This window comes from Lentilactobacillus buchneri, assembly GCF_018314255.1.
Taxonomy (GTDB): Bacteria; Bacillota; Bacilli; order Lactobacillales; family Lactobacillaceae; genus Lentilactobacillus; species Lentilactobacillus buchneri.
Genome location: NZ_CP073066.1, coordinates 1,517,640 through 1,538,908 on the forward strand (window position 1 = coordinate 1,517,640; position 21,269 = coordinate 1,538,908).

Below are 21,269 nucleotides of genomic sequence, written 5' to 3' on the forward strand. Positions count from 1 at the left end.
CAATCTAATTGACTTTCCGGCTCAGAAGTTTAGGATAAGGAAGAGAGGTGAGAAAATGAAATTAACAATTACAGATGCAGCATTAACACAACTCAAGAAAGTCTTTCCTGCCAATAGCAAGCTGTTGCTCAGCTTTGACGATGGCGTCGGGCCATTCTCGAAAGTTGGCGTTTGCTCGTTGGACACCAGCTATGACGTGATTGCCGTTGACCAGGACGCCAAGGTACCGGATTATGACGCAAAATTATCAGCCAATACCGGCGACTGGTACTTCAAGGGTTACAGCAAGATTTACCTCGATGAAGATATGAAACTCGACTACAAGAACAATCAAGTTGTTTTGAGTGGTGAGAGTGGGATTATGGATAGTAATATTGAATTGAAGGATCTAACAAAGCAGAGTTTGGAATAACAAGCGCTTATACTCTGGAAGCTGCTTGTTATTCCACAATTCGGATAGGTAGCTTTGAGGTGTAAAAAAGGGCCAAGGTATCGCTAACAAGCAGCGTTACCTTGGCTCTTTCTGTGTTTTAAATAGTCACCGAGCACATTCAAGTTCAAATCCGCTTAGCGGCATCCTCAATCTTCCGATAAGGCATCACCCAAAGCAACATGACGATAAATGTCCCGATCATCCCAAACTCGTGCCAGTAAAATGAGATGAGAAAGACCGCGATGAATGCGACCAGCGTGTAAATACTTTTTGGATCTCGTTTAAGCGATGCGACCAGCGGCTTGACTGACTTGTTGGCCCGCACCAAACTCACTCGCAGCAGGTTCCACGAAAGATTAATACAGATGAATAACAGCGTGTAAAGTTGGGAGCCAAACAGGCTGTTGGGATCATTGTCAACAATTGCAGTCGTAAACGGCACAAACGATAAGAAAAATAGTAAAACGGTGTTTGACCAGATCACAAAGCCGTCAATTGATTTGACCAGTAAGAACATGTGATGATGGTTCCCCCAAACGATTGCCAGTAAGAAGAATGAAATCGCATAGGACATCAGCTCTTCGCGAATTCCCCAGAATCCATGCCAGCTGAGCTTTTCTGGTGGATTTAATTCCAAGACCAGAACGGTCATGATAATCGGGACAATGGCGTCAGTGAATGCTTCCAGCCGATTCTTTTTCAAATTCGTCCCCCCTCGAAGTCTCTTTAATACAAGGATACAATAATTTCGCAGTGAATGGTTCTTTGGCGACTTCGATTAAATATGCAATTATTTTTCGATAAATCGGTTACATCAAGGGAATGAAATTGACTTTATACAGGTTGAAAAGTTAAAATAGAATAAGTATTTTAATCAAGAATTCATTTAACTGTGGAGGCACGTTTATGTCATTATTAGCTCGTATTTTTCGCCGAGAGCAATTAGATCGTTATCTTGAGACTGACAAGAAATTCATTAAGACTATGTCAGCCTTTGATCTGATTGCCCTGGGGATTGGTGCCGTGATTGGTACTGGTATTTTTATTCTTCCCGGGACGGTTGCCGCAACCAAAGCCGGTCCTGGTATTATTATTTCATTCATCGTTGCTGCAATTGTCTGTTCAACTGCCGCCATGTGTTACGCAGAATTTGCTTCGGCCCTGCCGGTTGCCGGAAGTGCCTATTCTTACGGGAATCTGGTCTTTGGTGAAATCATTGGCTGGATCCTCGGCTGGGCGTTAATTCTGGAGTATGTCTTAGCCGTAGCTGCGGTTTCCAGTGCTTGGGGCGCCTACTTCCAGTCGTTTTTGGCAGGCTTTCACATCGGCTTTCCAAAAGCGATCTCCGGGCCGTTCGTCCCAAGTCAGGGGACGTATGGGAATCTGATTGCCATCATCATTGTGGTGCTGATTTCGTGGATGTTGAACCAAGGGATGCGTTCATCGGTTCGGCTCAACAACATCATCGTGGTTGTTAAAATTGGTATTATCCTGTTATTCATCGTAGTTGGCCTATTCTACATTAAGCCATCAAATTGGCATCCATTTTTACCATTTGGCTGGCATAGTGCCCACGGTGGTGTGCTTGGCGGAGCCGCTGCCGTCTTCTTTGCCTACCTTGGTTTTGACGCGGTTTCCAGTTCCGCAGCTGAAGTGAAGAACCCTAAGAAGAACATGCCGATTGGAATTATTGGGACATTGATTGTTGCAACGATCCTTTATGTCGGGGTGTCAATCGTTTTGACCGGGATGGTTTCTTACACCAAGTTAAACGTTTCTGATCCGGTTGCTTTTGCCTTGCAATTTGTTCATTTGAACTGGGTTGCCGGGATTATTTCCCTTGGTGCCCTAGCTGGAATGTTCACCATGATGGTCACGATGATCTACAGTTCATCACGGTTGATTTATTCCATCGGCCGCGATGGTCTCCTGCCAAAATTCCTGGGCAAGCTTGATAAAAAGGGCAGTCCCAGAAATAGTATGATTACCATTACAATCATCATTGCCTTCATGGGCGGTTTCGTGCCGCTGGAGCAACTAACCAACCTGGTTAACATTGGGACGTTGATTGCCTTTCTGTTCGTTTCATTTGGGATTATTCCATTACGACGGAACAAAGAAATTCAAAACCACCATGGCTACCAAGTGCCATGGTACCCAGTATTGCCAATCGTTTCCGGTCTGTTGTGCATGCTGATGCTGTCACAATTGCAGGCTGAGACGTGGATTGCTTCTGGCATCTGGTTCGCCTTTGGGCTGGTTCTTTACTTCAGTTATGGGATTCGTCATAGCCAACTGGGTAAAAGTAATTAAAAATTTGCATCAAAAAAAGCTTGCGACAAGATATTGTCAGCAAGCTCTTTTTTATACATCCAGATTATTGGTCAAAACTCATCGATACATGACCAGATTTCGGTGCAGGGTGTTCCACAAGACAATTAACCCCATCAGGACTAATAAAACGGCGCTGGTGGCGATGATAAACAGGGCGGTGTACGAAGACATCTCAATTATCAAACCACCGAACAGCGGCCCCAACGCCCGGCCTGCGGAGGCCCAGGATTGAATCAGTCCCTGGTAACGTCCTTTGGCCTCAACCGGGGTCAGCGTGTTAACCAACGCTGGAATAGTCGGCAGGGCAGTCGCTTCGCCAATTGTCAAAGTGACCATTGCCAGCACGAAGAAGGGGTAGGTTTTGGCAAAAATCAGCACGACAAACGACATCGACATCAAGAAAACGCCGAGAAAGACTTCAAAAATCATGTTTTCATGGTAGCGGGAAATCCAATTGATGATGATTTGACTGATGACAATCACGCCACCGTTGATCGTCCACAGGAAGCTGTAGTTGCGCAGCGGGATGCCGATACCGGTCATATAGACCGACAGGTTGGAGACCCATTGCTGGTACATGATCCAAATAATGAATAATGACAGGAAAAAAGCAAACAGCATAATGGCATTGGGCTTTGGCAAATTTTTGGAGCTCCAAGTGGTCTTTTCGGTGTCGGAAACTTTTTTACGTGATTTGTTGGCAGCCGGTTTGAATTTGACCAGAACGATGAGCAGGAAAACGACGAACAAAGCCGTGGCGACAACGAACATCAAAGTTACACTGATGCTGTAGATGAAGCCGACCAAAGAGGTCCCGATAACGATTCCCAAATTCTGGGCGAAGTATAGCATGTTAAAAACATAGCGGCTATCTTGAGATTGAATACTGGTTCCAATGGAGTTGACCACGGCCACGTTCCAGCCACCGGAAATCCCGTTGAAAAATAGGATGATTCCAAATGCCGGCCAACCATGGAAAAAGACCAGCAGAATCAAAGTCAGCGTGGTTGCGGCAACGCCACCAATCAGTAGATGATAGGGGTTCTTGCGGTCATATAGGTACCCGCCAAGGTAACTGCCAAGCACACTGGCAAGGGAGTTAAACAACAGGACAACTCCGATCAGGGTGAGTGAAACACCAAGCCGATCGTGCAGGTACACACTGGTTAACGGCCAGACAAAGCTCATCCCGACACTACTGAACATGGCCCCAATGATCAGCCATTTTAAATTCATTTCTTTTGCGGGCATGTAGTTGACCTTCTTTCATTCGAATTTTTGCGCCAACGTCCAGTGTATCAAAAAAGTGACCTGAATGGGGAAATAATTACTATAGTAAGCGTTAACAATTGTAAGTGCTGTTGGATGGACTTACCGATTTAAATCACATATCATTAAGTTGTTGGATGAAGGATTGGATTTGTTAAATAGGAGGAATTATATATGGCTGTTGACGGATCACTTTATCATACTGAAGTTGTTAATGAACATGGATTAGTTGGTGAAAGTTTCGTCCGGGGCAACGAAGGATTAGCTCTTGGCGTAAGCAGTTCATTGATTAACAGTCCAGGAACCAACCCTGAGCAATTTATCGGCTTTGCGTTGAGTACCTGCTTTAACGCAACCATCGGTTTAGTGGAGCGGGGACATAATCTCAAACCGGATACAGTTATTCATACTGCAGTCGATAACTTGAAGGATACTACCGGTTATAAATTTGTGGTGCGCTGTCAAATTCTGTTCCATGAATTAGATAACGAACAGGCACAACAAATGGTCGACGAAGCACTGGATACCTGCCCAGTTGCGAAATTACTTAAGGCTAATGAGAATGTTACTTTTGAAGTGGTTGACAAATTCAGCTTCTAAGAGTGCGACAAGAGCCGGTTAGCTTTTGAGCATTAGTGTGATAACGGCAGTCAACGCTCGTTTTGCGTTGACTGCCGTTATCGGACTAAGCGGAGAAAGCTGGCTCTGGGAGCACGTTTTCACTATAGAAAAGCAAATTACTTTCAAGCATCAATCACAACCAAACACCACAAACTAAAAAAACGGATGCCCACCCGGACATCCGTTTTCCTATCTAACGATTGATATAAATAGATTAGTCATCGTAACTCAAAGTAGCTGGGCGTGAAAAGCCAACCACATGCCACCAGGGTGAGTAAACTTTTTCAGTAATCACACCGCGGTTTTGTGAATCGATCATCTTACCGTTACCAATGTACATACCAACGTGTGAGATGCTGTGCTTGCTGCCGCCGAAGTATACTAAATCACCTTTTTTGATGTTGCTCTTTGAAACTTTCTTGGTACCGTTGTATTGTGCTTGGGCAGTTCTTGGAATTGACTTCTGAATTGAGTGCTTATAAACGTACTTGGTGAAACCTGAGCAATCAAAGTGAGTAGGACCAACTGCACCGTAAACATAGCTGGCACCGAGATGTTTCTTGGCAACCTTCAAGACCTTTGAATATGATTGGTCTGAAGAGCTTGCACTGGCTGTATTAGCTGAAGTATAAGCAGATACAGCGAATGCGAATAAGGCTGCGAGCAACAATAATGGTTTTAAAGCTGATTTAATAATACTGTGTGACAAGATGAGTACTCCTTTATATTTCGTCGTTTAGTTAAATTAGTCAGTTACGTATGCTTTATTAGCTGTGATGTAATTTCCATTAGTGAGTTGGAAGCGATAAGCGCCGCCGTTTGAACGAGTGATTGATTTAACTGAAAGCTTCTTGCCAGCAGTAATCTTTGAAACCCGAGTTTTGAAATTAGCATCGTGATATTGATAGATGTTTTTGGAAGCTGTGACTTCTTTATCACTTGGTAGTGATGTGAAGTAGGTTGGCTTAGCCGCATCGGCTGATGAAGTCTTGAGCCAGGAATTAACAGTTGAGCTGTCGACGACCTTGCTCAAATCAACGTTGCCGCTGATTCCGCTTAAGCTTCCCTTTGAAGTGTATTGCCAAAGGTCGGTTGAAACGTTTGGCTTAGCGGAATAATTTGCAATCCATGATCCATCAAACTTGGAATAGTTGATTTTGTGAACGTTGACGTAGTTTTGATATGAGTAGTAAACCAAAGGCTTATTGGTTAACTTTCTCATCTGTGCCAGCCAAGCGTTGACGTAGGATTGTTCCGAACCCTTACCTTTTCGATGTTCGTTGTCCAAAACGTAGAAACGTGCTTTGGAACTTGATCGCTTGTAAAAGTCCTTGGCTTCTTTTTTGGCATCGGCCACGCTGCTGAACTCTGCGTAACCATATTGACCAAATGGTACTTTATATTTATATGCGCCGTTAGCGTTGATATCTTTTTGAGTATCGATTCTGAAATCTGCATCGCCGGTGTCACCGTGTTGGACCCGGATGATCGCAAATTTTAATTGCTTGGAGGCTTTGCTCCAGTTGATGCTTCCTTGATACTGAGAAACATCAGCAATTTTTGTCTTGGCAGCTGATGCGTTTGTCGCAAAAGTAAATGCTGCCAGGGCACCCATTAATAGGCCGGCTATTTTTTTAAATTTCAATGTCATGAATAGTCCTCCTCTAAAAACTTACAAGAACAATTATATGAAATGAATGCTACCAACCAGTATCAGGATTGTTTCATAAATGTTAAGAAAAATTTCACACTTTCTTCGTATTTGTGTGAGTCGCGTGGTGACGGCAATGGTTACGGTAATCTAATTTGAAAAAAGCGGCTAATTTATTGGATATATTTGTCAATTTGCCCGCATTACAGGACAAATTCAGTGCAATCGGCTGCTTTGTTACAGGTTAAGGGGGTCAAGTGTAACAAAAGATTGACGTTTTTTAATAGTTCCTAAAATCAATCCCTCTAATGAAAGATTTATCCAAGCAAACAGTTATAATTGGAACTGAATTCAAGTTCGAAATCGATTTTCGGCGCATCGAAAATCAAATTTGAGGTGGACGGATATGCTGTCACAACGTGGTCGTCAGACAAAACGATCGTTTTATATTTTGGCGGTGCTGATTCCAATTTTGTTGGTCAGTGCCTTATTTGTGGTGATTGGAATTGCCCCGTTTGGCAGCCACAATCTACTGGTCAGTGACCTGTCGACGCAATACCTGCAGTTCTTCGCTGAATTAAAGCACCAGCTGGCCCACTTCAGCTTCTCTGGGTATTCCTTTTTGATGTCGATTGGCGACAGCTTGGTGCCAATCTATGCTTACTATTTGTTGAGCCCACTTAATTTAATCATCATGCTGTTTGGAACGGCTCAGCTGCCGATCGCCATTGATTTGATTATTTGGATCAAATTGATTTTGTGTTCCATTTCCATGAGTGTTTTCTTGGCTAAAAAATATCAAAACTATGACTTGATGGCAGTCTATGGCGGCCTGGCATACGGCTTGTGCGGTTTTGTGGCCATGTACTTTTATGATCTGATGTGGCTGGATGCCTTGATCTGGCTGCCGGTGATGGTCTATGGATTGGAAAAACTCTATTATCACGGGAACCCTGCGCTATATGTTGTTAGTTTGATCATGATTATTTTCACCAACTTCTACATGGGATACATCATCTGCATCTTCAATGTTCTGTATATGGCCTACTTACTTAAAAAGAATCAACCCTATTCATTGCCATTTTTCCAAAACCTGAAGGCCAATTGGCAAAAGATTAGTTGGTTTATTTGGTATTCATTGTTAGCTGGGATGAGTGTTGCCGTGATTCTGATCCCCACTGCCATCGCGATGATGGCTACTGGGAAGAAGGACTTACTGGCCGCCAACTTTCTGTTCAAAGGAACGTTTGGACTCAGTTTTCCGGTCAATCTCGGCGTCGGTGGCAATGATTTCGCCGGCCGGCTGGTACATAATCCCAGTTTCTTCACCGGCTCGTTGTTTATCATCGGAGCGATTGTCTACTTCTTCACCAAGCTGGTTAGTCAGCGCGATAAGCAGGCTGCCGGTATCTTGATTGGCGGTATCTTTGTTGGGATGTGGTTTTTACCGTTAAATACCATTTGGCACATGATGCAGCAGCCGGCTGGGTTTCCGTTTAGAATGGTCTTTCTGTTCAGCTTTGCGATCATCATGGTGACCTATGAGGGTTATCTGCAGGGGATGTTTGCCGAAGAGAAGTTGTTGATTCGTTCGGCGGTCGGCCTTGGAGCAGCGATTTTGATTGGGTATATTTTTGCCAATATTGAAGGGCAAAAATTAATGGAATTTCGTTTTGATATTCCCCAACTTTCTGTCCGCAACATCATCTTTGCCTTCGTGGTCGGCCTGATTTTTCTGACGACGATTGCCATGATTGGCGTTGGCAGGCAGCGGTGGACCAGTCGAATCTTTTTGGGTGTCGTCTTGGCATTTGAGTTGAGCTTGAACTTTATGATTGCCACCGATGAAGCCCCACTTGGCAACCAAAAGGCTTTTGAACGGACTTACGCGCAATCCACCAGATTAATCGGGAGCGTTGAAAAGCGATATCAATCAGATGATGGCTTCTATCGTTTCTTGATTATTGATAAACCGTTCCGAGATTTGTTCAAGGTGCCCTATAGCGGGTATAACGATTCATTCCTATACCGAAATCATGGCATCAGTTCGTATAGTTCCACTTTGAATGCCCACACTCACCATGTTTTAGGCGACTTGGGATTTTCGACCCGCAACATTCGCCGGATTGATATGCTGGGCGGAACGGCGATTACCAACTATTTCTTTGGTCTGAAGTATTATGATGTCCTGGGACGTTATGGGAATCATTTAACGGTTAGAAAACGAACGTCTGGGCTGGGATTTATGGCCAACCGACAGATTGAAGACCTCAAGTTGAAACGGGGCCAAGCCTTTGACAACTTGAATGATTTTGTTCAAGCAACGGCGGGGAACCAACGTCAGTATGTGTACGCGCCAACAACCATTAGCAGTGCCAAGTTCGTTCATCGCGACTATTTTGAATATAAAGTCAAGTTCTGGGCTAACACCACCGGACCGCATTATTTATACATTCCACGGGTCAGATTGATAAACGTGTCGTTCTATATCAATGGCCAAAAACTTTCTCAGTTGTATAGTGGCTTGGGGACGGAAATGATTCCGATGGGATATATGCAAAAGGGTCAAATTTCAACCCTGACGATTCATTCAACCAAGGAACTGCATCACGTTGCCGGCGATCTGGGCGGAATCGATCTCGCCAAACTCAGGCAGGTTGAAAACTATCAGGACAACCATAAATTTAAATTGCAAAACCCAAGCCAGCTCAATGAACATGGTGCGCATTTCAAGGGGCATGTAACGGTTGGCAAACGAGCTCAAACACTGGTGTTGACCATTCCATTTGATAAAGGTTGGCAGGCCAAAGTTGATGGGCACCAGCGGCCGATTAAAAAGGTTGCTGGCGGCTTGGTGGGTGTCCGTGTGACGCCTGGTAGGCACCAAATTGCCTTTAACTATCACATCAGAGGACTACTAGCCGGAGCATTGCTGACGATTGTCGGACTGCTGGGGCTGACTGGGACTGCCATCTGGCGGCGGTTGAAATCAAATATGTAAAGCATTTTCAACAATGAGGTTATTCAACGGGCATCCGGGTTAAAAATGATTTTCATATAGAACCCCAACATGTCGGCATTTAGAAAGGGCTTTCATGATATTTTTAAAGAATATCGCACTTTTTGAAAATAATTATCAATAATGCTTGCGAAAATTCTTTTCAAAATATATAATAAGCATCGTAGACAAGTAACTAACTAATATATAAGACGAAAGAGGTACAATACTTATGCAAATTGGTATGATTGGTCTCGGAAAAATGGGTCTTAACCTGGTTAAGAACATGATCCGTAACGGTAACGAAGTTGTTGCATTTGATTTGGACGAAGCAAACATCAAATTGGCTCAAGAAGCAGGCGCAACTCCTGCATCAAGCAACGCTGACCTTGTCAGCAAGTTGGACGCACCACGCACTGTTTGGATCATGGTTCCAGCAGGCAAGCCAACTGACTCAACTGTTACTGAACTGGTTGGCCTTCTTTCAAAGGGCGACTACCTGATCGATGGTGGTAACTCATTCTATCAAGATTCAATTCGTCACGGTAAGATTGCCGAAGACAAAGACATTAACTTCTTCGACTGTGGTACTTCAGGCGGTAAGAACGGTGCCCTCAACGGTGGTAACTTCATGATCGGTGGTACCAGTGCCGAAGCCTTCGAGCACATCAAGCCATTATTTGACGGTATTTCACAAAAAGACGGCTACCTTTACACTGGCAAGCCAGGTTCAGGTCACTACTTGAAGATGGTTCATAACGGTATCGAATACGGTATGATGGAAGCCATCGGTGAAGGATACGATGTCTTGGACCACAGCCCATATGACTATGACAACGAAGCCGTTGCCAAAGTTTGGGTTAACGGATCAGTTATCCGTGGCTGGCTCATGGAATTGGCACAAGAAGCATTCGCTAACGATGCTAACTTGGACCAAATCAGCGGCAAGATGTTCTCATCAGGTGAAGGTAAGTGGACTGTTCAAGAAGCCCTCAAGCAAGGCATCCCAGTTCCAGTTATCACGGACGCATTATTCGCCCGTAACCGTTCAATGGAACAAGATACATTCACAGGTAAAGTCGTATCAGCATTGCGTCACGGATTCGGTGGCCATGCGATGGATATGAAAAAATAAGTGAGCGACTAAGCCCGGGTTGACCCCGGAGTGTAACGCGGAAAAGCCAATGATGGACGTTCTTTGTCCATCGTTGGCTTTTTTGTGTTACACGGTAGGGGTCAGGGCTGTAGGAGCTGTCCTCAAAGGCTGAGGTAATTCAGTATTAAAGCATTAACGGAATAACGGGTAGTAATGTGCGGGTTGTGCACATTACTACCCGTTATTTGGTTAAGCGGAGAAAGCTGGCTTGAATAGCACGTTTCCGCTAGGTAATAGTGAAGATACAGGTGTATAAGAGAAGAAGGTCAATGATGAACTCGTTCATTGTTGGCCTTCTTTTCTTATACGTTAGGGGTTGGGCTGCAGGCGCACGTTTCCGCTAGATAACAGTAAAGCTGGGAGTCAGGGCTGTAGGAGCTATCCTCAAAAACTGGCTTGAATAGCACGTCCAATATGTAGACAAGAGAAACATTTGTTATTTTTAATAGATTATATTAAAAAATGTTGTTTTCAAATACAGATGTACAAATGATACATAATTAAAGTGACACGTTTTGCAATTGCCTTTTCAAAACAGATAATTAATAGACCGGGCTGTATATATGATACTTATATAATAAATGTCGATTTTCTTCTTACATAAGAAAGAGGTTCGTTGACAATATCAATATGTTAATTCTTTTGAATGCGTTATCATAGGATAGCAATATCACCTGAAGGGGAACGAATAATATGCTTGATACCATTCTAAATACACTCATGAAGCCGACGAAGCTGGAAAAAGAACAATTGAAAAGCCTGGAATTTCATAATGATCTGCCAATAGATGTCTATGATACAACCTTATCTGAACAGGAAAAAACGCCGATCATCAGTGATGCTTTGTTCAAGAATAAGAGCATTTACGTGAGTAAGCATAATCGGTATGCGCCGTACCCAACTCATGCTCATACTTTTTTGGAAATTAACTATATGCTCCGAGGTTCTTGTGATGAGGTTGTTGAGGGACAACAGATTCACTTGGAGCAGGGGGATGTTTTACTCCTTGATGTTGGTTGCAAACATTCAGTTGGTTATCTAGGAACCAATGACCTATTAATTAATGTCTTGTTCCGCGACAAGGAAATCAACCTGGATTTGTTAAGCGACCTGCGAAGTAGTAAAAGCGTTTTGTACGAATTTTTATTGAATCGGCGAATCGGCGATGACAGTCCGATTCATTACTTGGTCTTTGGGCACGAAGATGAGAGCGAGGTTCAAGAGACCTTGGATCGAATCATTGAGGAATACTATTTACAGCGAGACTTTGCCGATACCATCATCAGCTCCTATCTTTCGATTTTGATTGCTCAGCTGGTACGTAACTACAAAGTAGATATGAATAAGCCAATGTCAAAATCTCAGGAGATTGCTGTCCAAATGCTCAAAGAAATTAACGGTAATTATAAGGATACCTCTCTTGAAAAATTAGCTGCGAAGTACGACTACAACCGAAACTACTTGAGTAACCTGTTTAAGAAAGAGGTGGGTGATACATTCTCAAATGTTCTCACAAAGCAGCGGCTGATCAACGCTAATATCCTAATTAAGTCAACTACTCTACCAGTTTCCAAGATTATCAAGGAGGTAGGGATTAAAAACCGGACCTTTTTCTATAAGAAATATATCAGTTACTACAAAATGGCACCTGGATCAAGTCGGAAAGAAAATTCAAACTAAATAGTTTTACGAATTAAGACGTCTGTTTAACCGCTAATTTACCAATATTTACTAGTTTTTAGTAAACTAATAACGGTGTTAAGCAGACGCCTTTTCATTTACCCAGAAAATAGCTCGGATTGTTCAAGAGTCAAAAAAAGATTGTGAAGTCGTATCGCTTTCTGCCTAGTTTATGTATCAAATGTACATATCTGTTGCTAACTGAATAATTTCTCAAATCACGAATAATTCCCTACATATCAAGGCTTACCCCCGATATACCAAATTTTTATTATAGAGATTGTAAACGCTTTATTGACCGATCTGGGTTCACAAGATAACCTTAATACAGTTGATATATCAGATTGATATACCAGATAACTGTTTTTGCAAAGGAGGTTACGAGGTTCGTTTAGTTAACGAATTCAGAATAGGAGATTTAAGCAATGGCAAAACAAAGTAAAGTTTATACCCCACGAAAGATCACCGTCTGGCGTGGGATTGGTTATGGGATTGTTGATTTTGTCGGTGGTGGTTCGATGACCATCATCGGTGCGTGGATGCTATTTTTCTATACATCATATTGTAATTTAACTGCCGTTCAAGGGGCCTCAATTATTGGTGCCGCCCGGGTAGCTGACGCAATCTGTAGTTTATTGATGGGGAGTCTGACCGATAATTTTTATAAGACGAAGTTGGGGCAACGATTTGGTCGCCGGCACTTCTTCTTACTAATCGGTTCGCCACTTATGTTGCTCTACATTACGCTGTGGATCGCAGGGATGAATTATTGGTATTACTTCGCCACTTATATGATTTTTGAAGTCATTTCCAGTGCGATGATGATTCCCTATGAAACATTACCAAATGAAATGACGGATGATTATAATCAGCGAACCAAATTATCATCTGCTAGAATGTTCATCTCGGCTGGGGCAACTTTCTTGGCAACCTTTATTCCGGGACAATTATTTGCCATCATGGGTCAGCATAGCCCCATCCCGTTCTTAGTAAACGGAACGTTATTTGCGATTATTTTTGCAATTGGCGTTTACGTTTGTTACGCGGTTACTTGGGAAAAACCAGTTACTCCTCAAATGCGCGCAGAGCTTGAGAAAGATTCAGTCAATGAAGGCTCATTGCTTCATCGCTTCTGGGGACTCCTGTGTGACTATGGGTCAACGCTTCGAATTAAGAGCTTCAGAAAGCATCTGTTGATCTATTTATTCTCGTTTACTGGAAAAGATACCTTCAACACTGTGTTTGCTTACTTCTGCATTTATTGTCTGGGACTTTCAGCGACGGTTGCAGCCAACATGCTATCACTGTCATTAATTGGGTTGGTCGTTACAATCGTTGCCGGATTTGGAATGGTCAAATACGGACCGAAGTTCTTGTATGAAGTCGGTTACGGGTTAATGCTGTTGATGCTTGTGGGTTACTATCTGATATTCCAGCTGCACGTCACCAACCATGTGATCTTGATTTTATTCTTCATTTCACTGTTCTATCAAATTGGGCGGGCAACCTTGGAATTCACACCGTGGAACGTCTTTCCATTCATTCCCGACTTGGATGAAATTGTCACTAAACGTCGACGTGCCGGTGTCTTTGCGGCTGTCATGAGTTTCACTCGTAAATCAACTGTCGCTGTCGCAACGATTGCAGTTGGATTTATTTTGGACAGTAACGGCTTTGCCAAGAATGCCGCCAGCCAGTCGCCTCAAGCTCAGCACGCCATTGCAGCGATCCTGCTCTTTGGGACTGGCGGACTGATTATCCTGGCATTGTTGGAAGCTTTGACCTTCAAACTTAACAAACAGACACATCAAATTGTCCTTGAAGAGATTACCAGGCTTCGAAATGGTGGTAAAAAGGCAGATGTTGAGCCAAAGGTTGCCCAGACTGTTACTGATCTAACCGGTGTTCCTTATGACAAAGTTTGGCCCGACGATAAATGAAGTTTTAGAGAGGAAAATAATTGATGACTAACAATCAACAAGAATTATTAATTCCTACTCACCTGAACGTGAACTTATTACGGTTTCCTTACAACGTCGATAAGTCCCCAAGATTCAGCTGGTGGGATCACAGCAATATTTCAAATAGCCAACAAACGGCCTATCAGGTGGTGATTTCCAAACGCCTTCATCAATTGGCCAATCAAGAATATATCTTTGATACGGGCTGGGTACAATCCTCCGAAAATACGGGTGTTGCAATTCCTCAAATTGAGCAGGTCTTGGATGCTGGGGAGCTGTATTATTGGCAAGTTCGGATCAAGGATAATTTCAACAATATCAGTGATTTTTCCCAACCCGAAAAATTCATCAGTACTGATAAGCCTCAAGTAGAGCCGATCCATGGGATTTGGGCAGATCGTGGGCCTAAGTCGGATAATGAACTGCCCAAATTAGGAAACGTTGTTTTTATTCGTAGTCCACGCTTTGATCTTAACCTGGTAGATGTTGATACGGCGGTTATCACCGCATTTTCCAGGGGTAATGAGCCACTGTTTATCCAAGGCTTTGATTTGCTGGTGAATGGTACCAACGTTGGTGTTGGATCGGCTCACCGTCAAGTCCATTATCAAGGAACTGACAAAACTGGGATTTACTATAACAAATACGATGTCACTGAAGAATTGATCAATGGTGAAAACGTCATTTCTGTCATGGCAACTGCCAAGTCGAATCGAAAGGCCTTCTGGTGCAAACTCGAAGTCTACCTAACAGATGGGACTAAGAAGCAGATAATCGTGACCGACAAAAATTGGCACGTTTTAGACGGTAGCACGGCCTTTGGCGATTATGGTGTAAAAATCCGCAGCTTGTATTTCGGCATGGTGTCTGAAAATGTTGATTTGCGCTACTACCCACAAGGCTGGTCGGAGGTCGAATATAACGATGACAACTGGCCGGCAGTATGGGTTAATCCACAATCGATGGTTTCCGATGAGGAAGTTTTTATTCCTTACCGTAGTGAAAATACCCGGCGATTTGAAACCCATGAGCCAAGTAAAAAGGTGATCAAGTTAGGTGATCAGGATTACCTGGTTGACTTGGGAAAAGAAATTATTGGAAGTCTTAAGGTTAATCTTCAAAGTCTACTTAATCAACGGGTCACGATTTTGATGGGTGAGCAGCTCCAAGATGATGGACACGTTCGTCATCATCTAGCAGCTGGCCCCGATTATGTTGAAAACTGGACGTTTGTGAAGGGACAGAATCAATTCACTACTCTTCAGGTTAAAAACTTCCGCTATATTGAACTGGTTGGCTTCCAAGGCAACCTAAATGAAAATGATATTGATGGATGGGCGATTGAGCAACCATTTGAATCTCAAGAATCCGCCTTTGACAGTGATAATGACCTACTCAACCGCGAATATGAGATGTCCAAGTATACGATCAAAGCAACTAACCAGGATGTTTACGTTGATTCCCAAGCCCGTGAGCGACGGCCGTACGAAGGTGATCTGTTAGTCAACGGCAATACCAGTTTCGTTGTTTCATCTAAATACTCGCTCAATCGCCATAGTATGGATTACTTAATTGATAATCCAACGTGGCCCGAAGATTACAAGCTCTACAGTATTGAAATGGCTTGGCAGGATTATCTCTACACCGGTAATGATGAGTTCTTGAAGAATCGATATACTGATTTGACTTACAAGCTTAATCGCGGGAAAAACGAAGAGAGTTTTGACGGCGCTTCACAAGACTTTAAAGGATCTTTGAAAAATACCAAAGGCGACGACAACTTTGACGAAGAAGTTGGCCTTGTTACCAACGATGGGTTGATTGATTGGCCGATTCCTGAACGCGATGGTTTTGTCGAAGGTGAGTACAATACACCATTCAACGCAATTTTCTATGGCGCTTATCTGAGCATGAGTAAAATTGCTGACGTTGTTGGGCATCACGCAGATGCCGACCATTACCGAAGTCGGGCTGCCCGCATTAAAAAGGAATTAATTAATCGAATGTATGACCCCAAAACTGGTCGTTTCTACGACTCGATGAATAAAGACCTTTCGATTAATAAGCATACATCTCATCACGCAACAGCTTATGCACTGTGCTATGGCGTTTATACCGATCAGCAGATGGCCGATAAGATGAGCCGATTTGTCGCTAATGATGGCAAATTTGTTGGCAGTATCTACTTCATTTACTTTATGCTCAAAGGTTTAATCGACAGCGGTCATGCCGATGACGCGGTACGTCTCCTAACTAACCCAGACGACCGTAAAGATCAAAAGACGTTTGCGGCCATCTTGAATACTTTGAAGGCGACGATTGCCCCTGAGGCTTGGAGCAATCACTATAAACCTAATATGACGATGTCTCATCCGTGGGGAGCGACCCCCGGATTGACGATCGTGCAAGGGATTATGGGAATCAACCCAACCAAGCCGGGATTCGAAAACTTTAGTGTCAAAATTCGGCCGGGCAGCCTCCACCGTGTGAGCGTTGAAACGCCATCAGCAAAAGGGATTATTAAGGCCACTCTAACAGTGGGAACCGATGAACAGATTGTCACTGTCCACGTTCCAATGAATGCAAAGGGAACAGTGATACTGCCTGATGGTAGTCATTTAATGACGATTCAAGATCGTAATGGAACTGATTTGGAGGGGATGCTTACGAAGACTGGTCAGATTGTTTTAGGATCCGGCAATTATCAAATCTCATATCGTACCAACTAATATTGTTGTAAGTTAAATATTTTGATGCGTCCTTGGAATGGACGATAAGGAGAACAGGATTATGAAAAATCTAGGAAGATATTGGAACTTGAGTGTCTCGGCTGGTCTGGGATCGATGCTTGGTTCAGGAATTATTGTTGGTTTGGCAAGTACGATTACCGTCTGGCAGATGGGACTGAATTTAACCAACGGTCAAGTCGGGATTATTTCCGGTGCGTTAACCTTTGCCATTGCTTTTGGATCAATTTTTGGGAGTCGATTTGCCGATAAAGTTGGGATTGTGGCAATCTTTGATTGGGTGAATTTCCTTTATGCAATTGGTGCCGGTATTTGTGTCTTCGCAAACGGGTATCTCATGTTACTGGCAGGGGTTGTGATTTGTGGGGTTGCTTCTGGAACTGACCTGCCAGTATCGTTGACGGTGATTTCCAGGGATGCACCTAACCAGAAGATGGCTTCTGAAATGGTTGCTTCAACTCAAATTTTCTGGCAAGTTGGTCAATTTGTTTCAACTGGTGCTGCCTTCGTTGTTTCTACGATGAGTGTTACTGGTGGACGAATTGTGTTTGGTTTCTTCGCCATCACTGCTTTGATTCTTTGGGTATGGCGGACATTCACCAAAGGAATTCGTGTTCTCCACAAAGAAGCTGCAGAACGATTAGCTGCCAAAGAAGCACAACTGGACGAAAAGCCAACCGAAAAAGCTTCAGTTATTCAGGTACTCTTTAGAAGTTCACGAAGCAAGATTTACATCCGATTATTTGCTGCAATTGCTATCTACTACATTTTCTGGAACTTTGTTGCCAACACGTTCGGTCAATTCACAACCTTCATGTTCGTTAAAGCCGGTGCCTCACAGACATTATCGACTGGTATTGGTTTGGGACTGCACATCGCTGCGCTGTTTATCTTAGGCTTCTACGTAACGATTGCTGGTTCCGCAAAACGAAATACTTGGTTCACCCTTGGCGTTATCTTTGCACTGATCGCAATGGGTGGTCTGGCAATCTTTGGAGCCACTTCGATTGCCTTGATCGTTGCCTTCATGCTCGTTTGGGGTGTTGGAAGTATGCTCTCAGGTGAAGCTATTTACAAAGTTTGGACACAGGAATCATTCCCTGAAGAAATTCGTGCAAGTATCCAAGGATTTATCAATGGGGTTTCACGTTTCCTTTGTGGAATTTTAGCAATGTTCACACCATTGTTGGTCCTTCCAAGTACTATCAAGATGACAATGTGGGGATTCGTTGGTATCGTTGCAATCTTCGGCCTGGCTGGATTTGCAATGATCCATTATGAAAAGAAATACAACATGATTAATGGTGATGAAGCAAGCAAAGCTGCCGCTGCTAAAGAAGCAGATAACACAGCTGCTGCCAAGTAACTCATTTTTATAATTGAAAGCAAACAAGCGCCCAGATTAAATTCTGAGCGCTTGTTTTTGGATCGGATTCTATTGTAAGTACTGATCATACCACCCAGCTGAATGATTCAAATAAGTCATCATCTCAGCGTCGGCATTTGCCCCGGTTAATGTGGCTATCGTTTGTGGATCACCAACGGTTTTTGGATGGTTAAGTGTTCCAGATAGCTGATGGATGGTGACTTTCACATCACCGTTCTTTTGAAAATCGAAGCTGAGACCAAATTTGGGATTCCAACTGTTGTTCTCGTACTTGTATTGGGTGAAACCGTTCGGAGTCACATACCGATAATCAGTCGATTTTGAGGTATCAATTAAGTTCCTTAACTTTTGTTCGTGGCCGCCAATGCTGACAAATTGGTAGGACGGTGCCACGTACCAAATGCCATCGCGTAAAGTTGGCTGGTTGTTGGAAATACTGATGATATTTTTGGTTGTGACATAACGTAGGCGATCCCGACAATCCACCAGGGAAAGATCATGGTTCGGGCCATAGCCGTTGCCGTATACCTTGGTGATAGGACCTTCCTCCATATTCGAGGTGGATTGGGCGGTTGGATCTTCAAAGTCGTAGGTCCGAGAACCAAAGACCGTTGTGACCGTCTTGGCATCGCTGTAAGTCCTGATCGGCTTTGCTCGATTTGGCAGTTTGGAGAGTTGGAGAACTGGATAGAATGAATTAACGTCCATCCAATAATGATAAGGATACGTTTCAATCATCGGCAGTTCAACAGTTTGGCCGCTGATATATAGTTTCATCATTGAGATGCGGACCCCTCTAGAAACGCGATTTTCAATCATCTTGGGAACGTTTGGATTCTTCTTTTTAAGAAAATTGATAACCTGCTTTTGTTGACTAGTGGTTGGCACCTTGAGGTATGGCTTCATTGAAGTCGCATTCATGACGCCAAATACCCGCCCGGTTTGACGGATGTCGTTGGAAGTGGACCAGTCCTTCTTATTGTATGGGGTACTCGACATTAACACATGTTTGGTTGGATAGCGATAGCCGCCACCTTTAATGTAGGAGCCGGGAACTAAGCTCCCATGCCAAACGTAACCTTTGATCTTATGGTTGGCACTTTTGACATAGTAATAACTACCATAATAGCTGCTCGTCCGAATTGTGACCCGCTTTGTCGAATAAAGATTAGTGTGTGGGTAGTTCTTCAGATTGGCGAGCTTCTTGGTGTAACTCGCATTCCAAACGTAGACTGATTTGCGAGTGTTGGTCAGAAATGATGTCTTTTTAAATGTTTTGTTAGTGGTAATTTTGGTTTTGGCACTGGCGGACGGTGTTGACTGAATTGAAACGATTGACCCTGTCAGCAGCCCCGCAGCCAGGATGGCCAGCGTGAATTTCTTGTGCATGATAATCCCCCTTCAATTATTGATTATAGCGTGTCACTCACTTGAGGCCCACATATCCGGTTCGATTGATCAAAGTTTGGCCATCATCAGTTCTCAACCAGCTGATTAGCCGTTGAGAATTTTTGGATGGTTGGTCACGTGAAATGGCGTAGAAATGGGCGATGAGGGGATATTTCCCATTGCGGATGTTCTTTGCAGTTGGCGCAATGCCATCGACTTTCAATAATTTCACTTGTCTGTTGTGCATCATTTGCGTCGCGAAAAATCTAAATGAGTAGCCAATCGCATTGGTCCGGTTGTTGTAACCAGCGACCCCATCAAACACGCCGTCCATGGCGTCAAATTCCTGATAGCGTAAGGGCTTGACCATTTTGTGCTTTTTCATTACCATCTGCTCCATCGCCGTTTGGCTGCCAGAACCTTCTGGCCGTTGAAACGGTTGGATAGAAGCAAATCGCCCGCCGACACTTGACCAGAAGATGGTTTTTCGCTGATAGATCGATTGAATTTGTCCAGTTGACAGCGTCTTGACTGGATTTTTTTGGTTCACAAAGAAGACGAATGCTTCGGTACCGATTTTAGTCAATCTTAAATAAACGTGGTGTCGTTTAGCGGTTCTGAATTGGGCCTTTGACGGACTGGCCATGAAAATGACATCAGCTTTTTTGGTTAACAGACTATCAAAGGCTTTAGGCGTTGAGTCAACTCTTACCAGCTGTGATCCTTGTTTAGTTGACACCTTCGGATACAGAGTTTGGGCAATCGCTGAATACATGGGATAAAGGGCGGTTGCACCGTTTAACCGCGGATAATTGGCAGTGATTTTGACCGACGTTGGGTGGTTCAACTTTGCCAGCGATCTGCTATTGCGGAATGGCCGGTATTTGTTCAAGTTAAGCGAGTTTGAACCGTATGTATCAGTATATTTCAGACTATTTGCAAAATTTTGGTAGATCGGCAAACCGCTGATTAAAAAAATGATGATTAATCCCATGATTTGACCACGATGAAGCTTTGGCAGCTCCTTTGCTTGCCACTGATAAATGAAAATCCCCAAGACTGCCGACCAAAAGGTACCGACAAACATCCAGCCGAGATTGTGGTAGAACAGCCCCCATGCTAAAAATAGGGCAGAAAGGTTATATGGAAGGATGGCGGCTGGATAATAGATGGCCGTGTCTAAGTAGCTGTAACGGGCGGCTGCCAGAACGACCGTCAGTGAACCGAAATAGTAAATTAAGGCAACCAGCAATGCCCAAATTTGGCGATGATAATTGGCAAATTGATTCTTGCGATTGTAGCGATACCAATAGACTGCGTTCAAGAACAATGCCGGCAGCATAGCCCAACCTGACGAAGTTATTCCGTAGACGCCAACAGAACCAACGATGAGCGGTGACAGTAATAGTGACCTGATTAGCAGCCACCACGATGTTTTTCGGTATGGTTTTTGTTTCTTAGTGATGATGAGTCCCCCCCTTGTGATGCTATTATCATTATAGTATTCGTAAGGGTTGAGGCAAATGAACTGTGGGAGGCTGTTTTGGGGTGGAAGTTACTGGGGTTTCTGCTTTTGAGCTATGCTCCGACGACCCAGGGACCTACTGTACAAAAAAGAATCAGACCACGATGAATAAAACGTT

15 protein-coding genes are annotated in these 21,269 nt (G+C 43.6%); 9 read left to right on the forward strand and 6 right to left on the reverse strand.

What is annotated here, in order from left to right:
• Positions 1 to 55: 55 nt before the first annotated feature.
• Positions 56 to 412, forward strand: a complete 357-nt coding sequence (locus KE627_RS07185) for an iron-sulfur cluster biosynthesis family protein (protein WP_013728896.1) — start codon at positions 56 to 58, stop codon at positions 410 to 412.
• Between the two features lie 145 nt (positions 413 to 557).
• On the opposite strand, the gene KE627_RS07190 is transcribed toward KE627_RS07185, so the two are convergent.
• Positions 558 to 1,136 (reverse strand): TMEM175 family protein, encoded by a 579-nt coding sequence (locus KE627_RS07190; RefSeq protein WP_013728895.1) that lies wholly within the window; start codon positions 1,134 to 1,136, stop codon positions 558 to 560.
• Between the two features lie 203 nt (positions 1,137 to 1,339).
• Here KE627_RS07190 and KE627_RS07195 point away from each other — a divergent pair, with 203 nt between their 5' ends.
• Positions 1,340 to 2,746, forward strand: coding sequence for an APC family permease (locus KE627_RS07195; RefSeq protein WP_013728894.1), 1,407 nt, complete (start codon positions 1,340 to 1,342; stop codon positions 2,744 to 2,746).
• Positions 2,747 to 2,824: 78 nt separating this feature from the next.
• On the opposite strand, the gene KE627_RS07200 is transcribed toward KE627_RS07195, so the two are convergent.
• Entirely contained in the window at positions 2,825 to 4,018 is a 1,194-nt protein-coding gene (locus KE627_RS07200) for an MDR family MFS transporter (protein WP_013728893.1), read from the reverse strand.
• Between the two features lie 192 nt (positions 4,019 to 4,210).
• On the opposite strand from KE627_RS07200, the gene KE627_RS07205 reads away from it, so the two are divergent.
• On the forward strand, positions 4,211 to 4,636 hold the full coding sequence (locus KE627_RS07205) for an OsmC family protein (RefSeq protein WP_013728892.1): 426 nt from the start codon (positions 4,211 to 4,213) through the stop codon (positions 4,634 to 4,636).
• A 235-nt stretch (positions 4,637 to 4,871) separates the two neighbouring features.
• Here KE627_RS07205 and KE627_RS07210 read toward each other — a convergent pair whose 3' ends face one another.
• Both KE627_RS07210 and KE627_RS07215 read right to left on the reverse strand, forming a co-directional pair.
• Positions 4,872 to 5,366: a C40 family peptidase gene (locus tag KE627_RS07210; protein WP_013728891.1), complete on the reverse strand. Its 495-nt coding sequence runs from the start codon at positions 5,364 to 5,366 to the stop codon at positions 4,872 to 4,874.
• A gap of 36 nt (positions 5,367 to 5,402) precedes the next feature.
• Positions 5,403 to 6,308 carry a DUF5776 domain-containing protein gene (locus KE627_RS07215; RefSeq protein ID WP_013728890.1) on the reverse strand — a complete coding sequence of 302 codons (906 nt, stop codon included), beginning with the start codon at positions 6,306 to 6,308 and terminating at the stop codon, positions 5,403 to 5,405.
• Between the two features lie 406 nt (positions 6,309 to 6,714).
• On the opposite strand from KE627_RS07215, the gene KE627_RS07220 reads away from it, so the two are divergent.
• The 6 genes from KE627_RS07220 (at position 6,715) to KE627_RS07245 (ending at position 18,216) form a co-directional block, all read left to right on the forward strand.
• On the forward strand, positions 6,715 to 9,309 hold the full coding sequence (locus tag KE627_RS07220) for a YfhO family protein (protein WP_056938693.1): 2,595 nt from the start codon (positions 6,715 to 6,717) through the stop codon (positions 9,307 to 9,309).
• Positions 9,310 to 9,538: 229 nt separating this feature from the next.
• Complete coding sequence (gene gnd / locus KE627_RS07225) at positions 9,539 to 10,441, forward strand: phosphogluconate dehydrogenase (NAD(+)-dependent, decarboxylating) (protein WP_013728888.1); 903 nt, start codon at positions 9,539 to 9,541, stop codon at positions 10,439 to 10,441.
• Between the two features lie 714 nt (positions 10,442 to 11,155).
• On the forward strand, positions 11,156 to 12,142 hold the full coding sequence (locus tag KE627_RS07230; protein WP_013728887.1) for a helix-turn-helix domain-containing protein: 987 nt from the start codon (positions 11,156 to 11,158) through the stop codon (positions 12,140 to 12,142).
• A 425-nt stretch (positions 12,143 to 12,567) separates the two neighbouring features.
• Entirely contained in the window at positions 12,568 to 14,082 is a 1,515-nt protein-coding gene (locus KE627_RS07235) for an MFS transporter (protein WP_013728886.1), read from the forward strand.
• Between the two features lie 23 nt (positions 14,083 to 14,105).
• Positions 14,106 to 16,832, forward strand: a complete 2,727-nt coding sequence (locus KE627_RS07240) for a family 78 glycoside hydrolase catalytic domain (protein WP_056938694.1) — start codon at positions 14,106 to 14,108, stop codon at positions 16,830 to 16,832.
• Positions 16,833 to 16,893: 61 nt separating this feature from the next.
• Positions 16,894 to 18,216, forward strand: coding sequence for an MFS transporter (locus KE627_RS07245; RefSeq protein ID WP_013728884.1), 1,323 nt, complete (start codon positions 16,894 to 16,896; stop codon positions 18,214 to 18,216).
• Between the two features lie 69 nt (positions 18,217 to 18,285).
• Here KE627_RS07245 and KE627_RS07250 read toward each other — a convergent pair whose 3' ends face one another.
• Positions 18,286 to 19,626 (reverse strand): hypothetical protein, encoded by a 1,341-nt coding sequence (locus tag KE627_RS07250; protein WP_013728883.1) that lies wholly within the window; start codon positions 19,624 to 19,626, stop codon positions 18,286 to 18,288.
• A gap of 37 nt (positions 19,627 to 19,663) precedes the next feature.
• Entirely contained in the window at positions 19,664 to 20,968 is a 1,305-nt protein-coding gene (locus tag KE627_RS07255; protein ID WP_082602304.1) for a PstS family phosphate ABC transporter substrate-binding protein, read from the reverse strand.
• Between the last annotated feature and the right edge of the window lie 301 nt (positions 20,969 to 21,269).

Bases quoted from the DNA above. Each gene is read 5' to 3' on its own strand.
- KE627_RS07215 (WP_013728890.1), bottom strand. From the start codon at position 6,308: ATGACATTGAAATTTAAAAAAATAGCCGGCCTATTAATGGGTGCCCTG.
- KE627_RS07250 (WP_013728883.1), bottom strand. From the start codon at position 19,626: ATGCACAAGAAATTCACGCTGGCCATCCTGGCTGCGGGGCTGCTGACA.
- KE627_RS07200 (WP_013728893.1), bottom strand. From the start codon at position 4,018: ATGCCCGCAAAAGAAATGAATTTAAAATGGCTGATCATTGGGGCCATG.
- KE627_RS07235 (WP_013728886.1), top strand. From the start codon at position 12,568: ATGGCAAAACAAAGTAAAGTTTATACCCCACGAAAGATCACCGTCTGG.
- KE627_RS07220 (WP_056938693.1), top strand. From the start codon at position 6,715: ATGCTGTCACAACGTGGTCGTCAGACAAAACGATCGTTTTATATTTTG.
- KE627_RS07185 (WP_013728896.1), top strand. From the start codon at position 56: ATGAAATTAACAATTACAGATGCAGCATTAACACAACTCAAGAAAGTC.
- KE627_RS07205 (WP_013728892.1), top strand. From the start codon at position 4,211: ATGGCTGTTGACGGATCACTTTATCATACTGAAGTTGTTAATGAACAT.
- KE627_RS07255 (WP_082602304.1), bottom strand. From the start codon at position 20,968: ATGCTGCCGGCATTGTTCTTGAACGCAGTCTATTGGTATCGCTACAAT.
- KE627_RS07240 (WP_056938694.1), top strand. From the start codon at position 14,106: ATGACTAACAATCAACAAGAATTATTAATTCCTACTCACCTGAACGTG.
- KE627_RS07245 (WP_013728884.1), top strand. From the start codon at position 16,894: ATGAAAAATCTAGGAAGATATTGGAACTTGAGTGTCTCGGCTGGTCTG.
- KE627_RS07195 (WP_013728894.1), top strand. From the start codon at position 1,340: ATGTCATTATTAGCTCGTATTTTTCGCCGAGAGCAATTAGATCGTTAT.
- KE627_RS07230 (WP_013728887.1), top strand. From the start codon at position 11,156: ATGCTTGATACCATTCTAAATACACTCATGAAGCCGACGAAGCTGGAA.
- gnd (WP_013728888.1), top strand. From the start codon at position 9,539: ATGCAAATTGGTATGATTGGTCTCGGAAAAATGGGTCTTAACCTGGTT.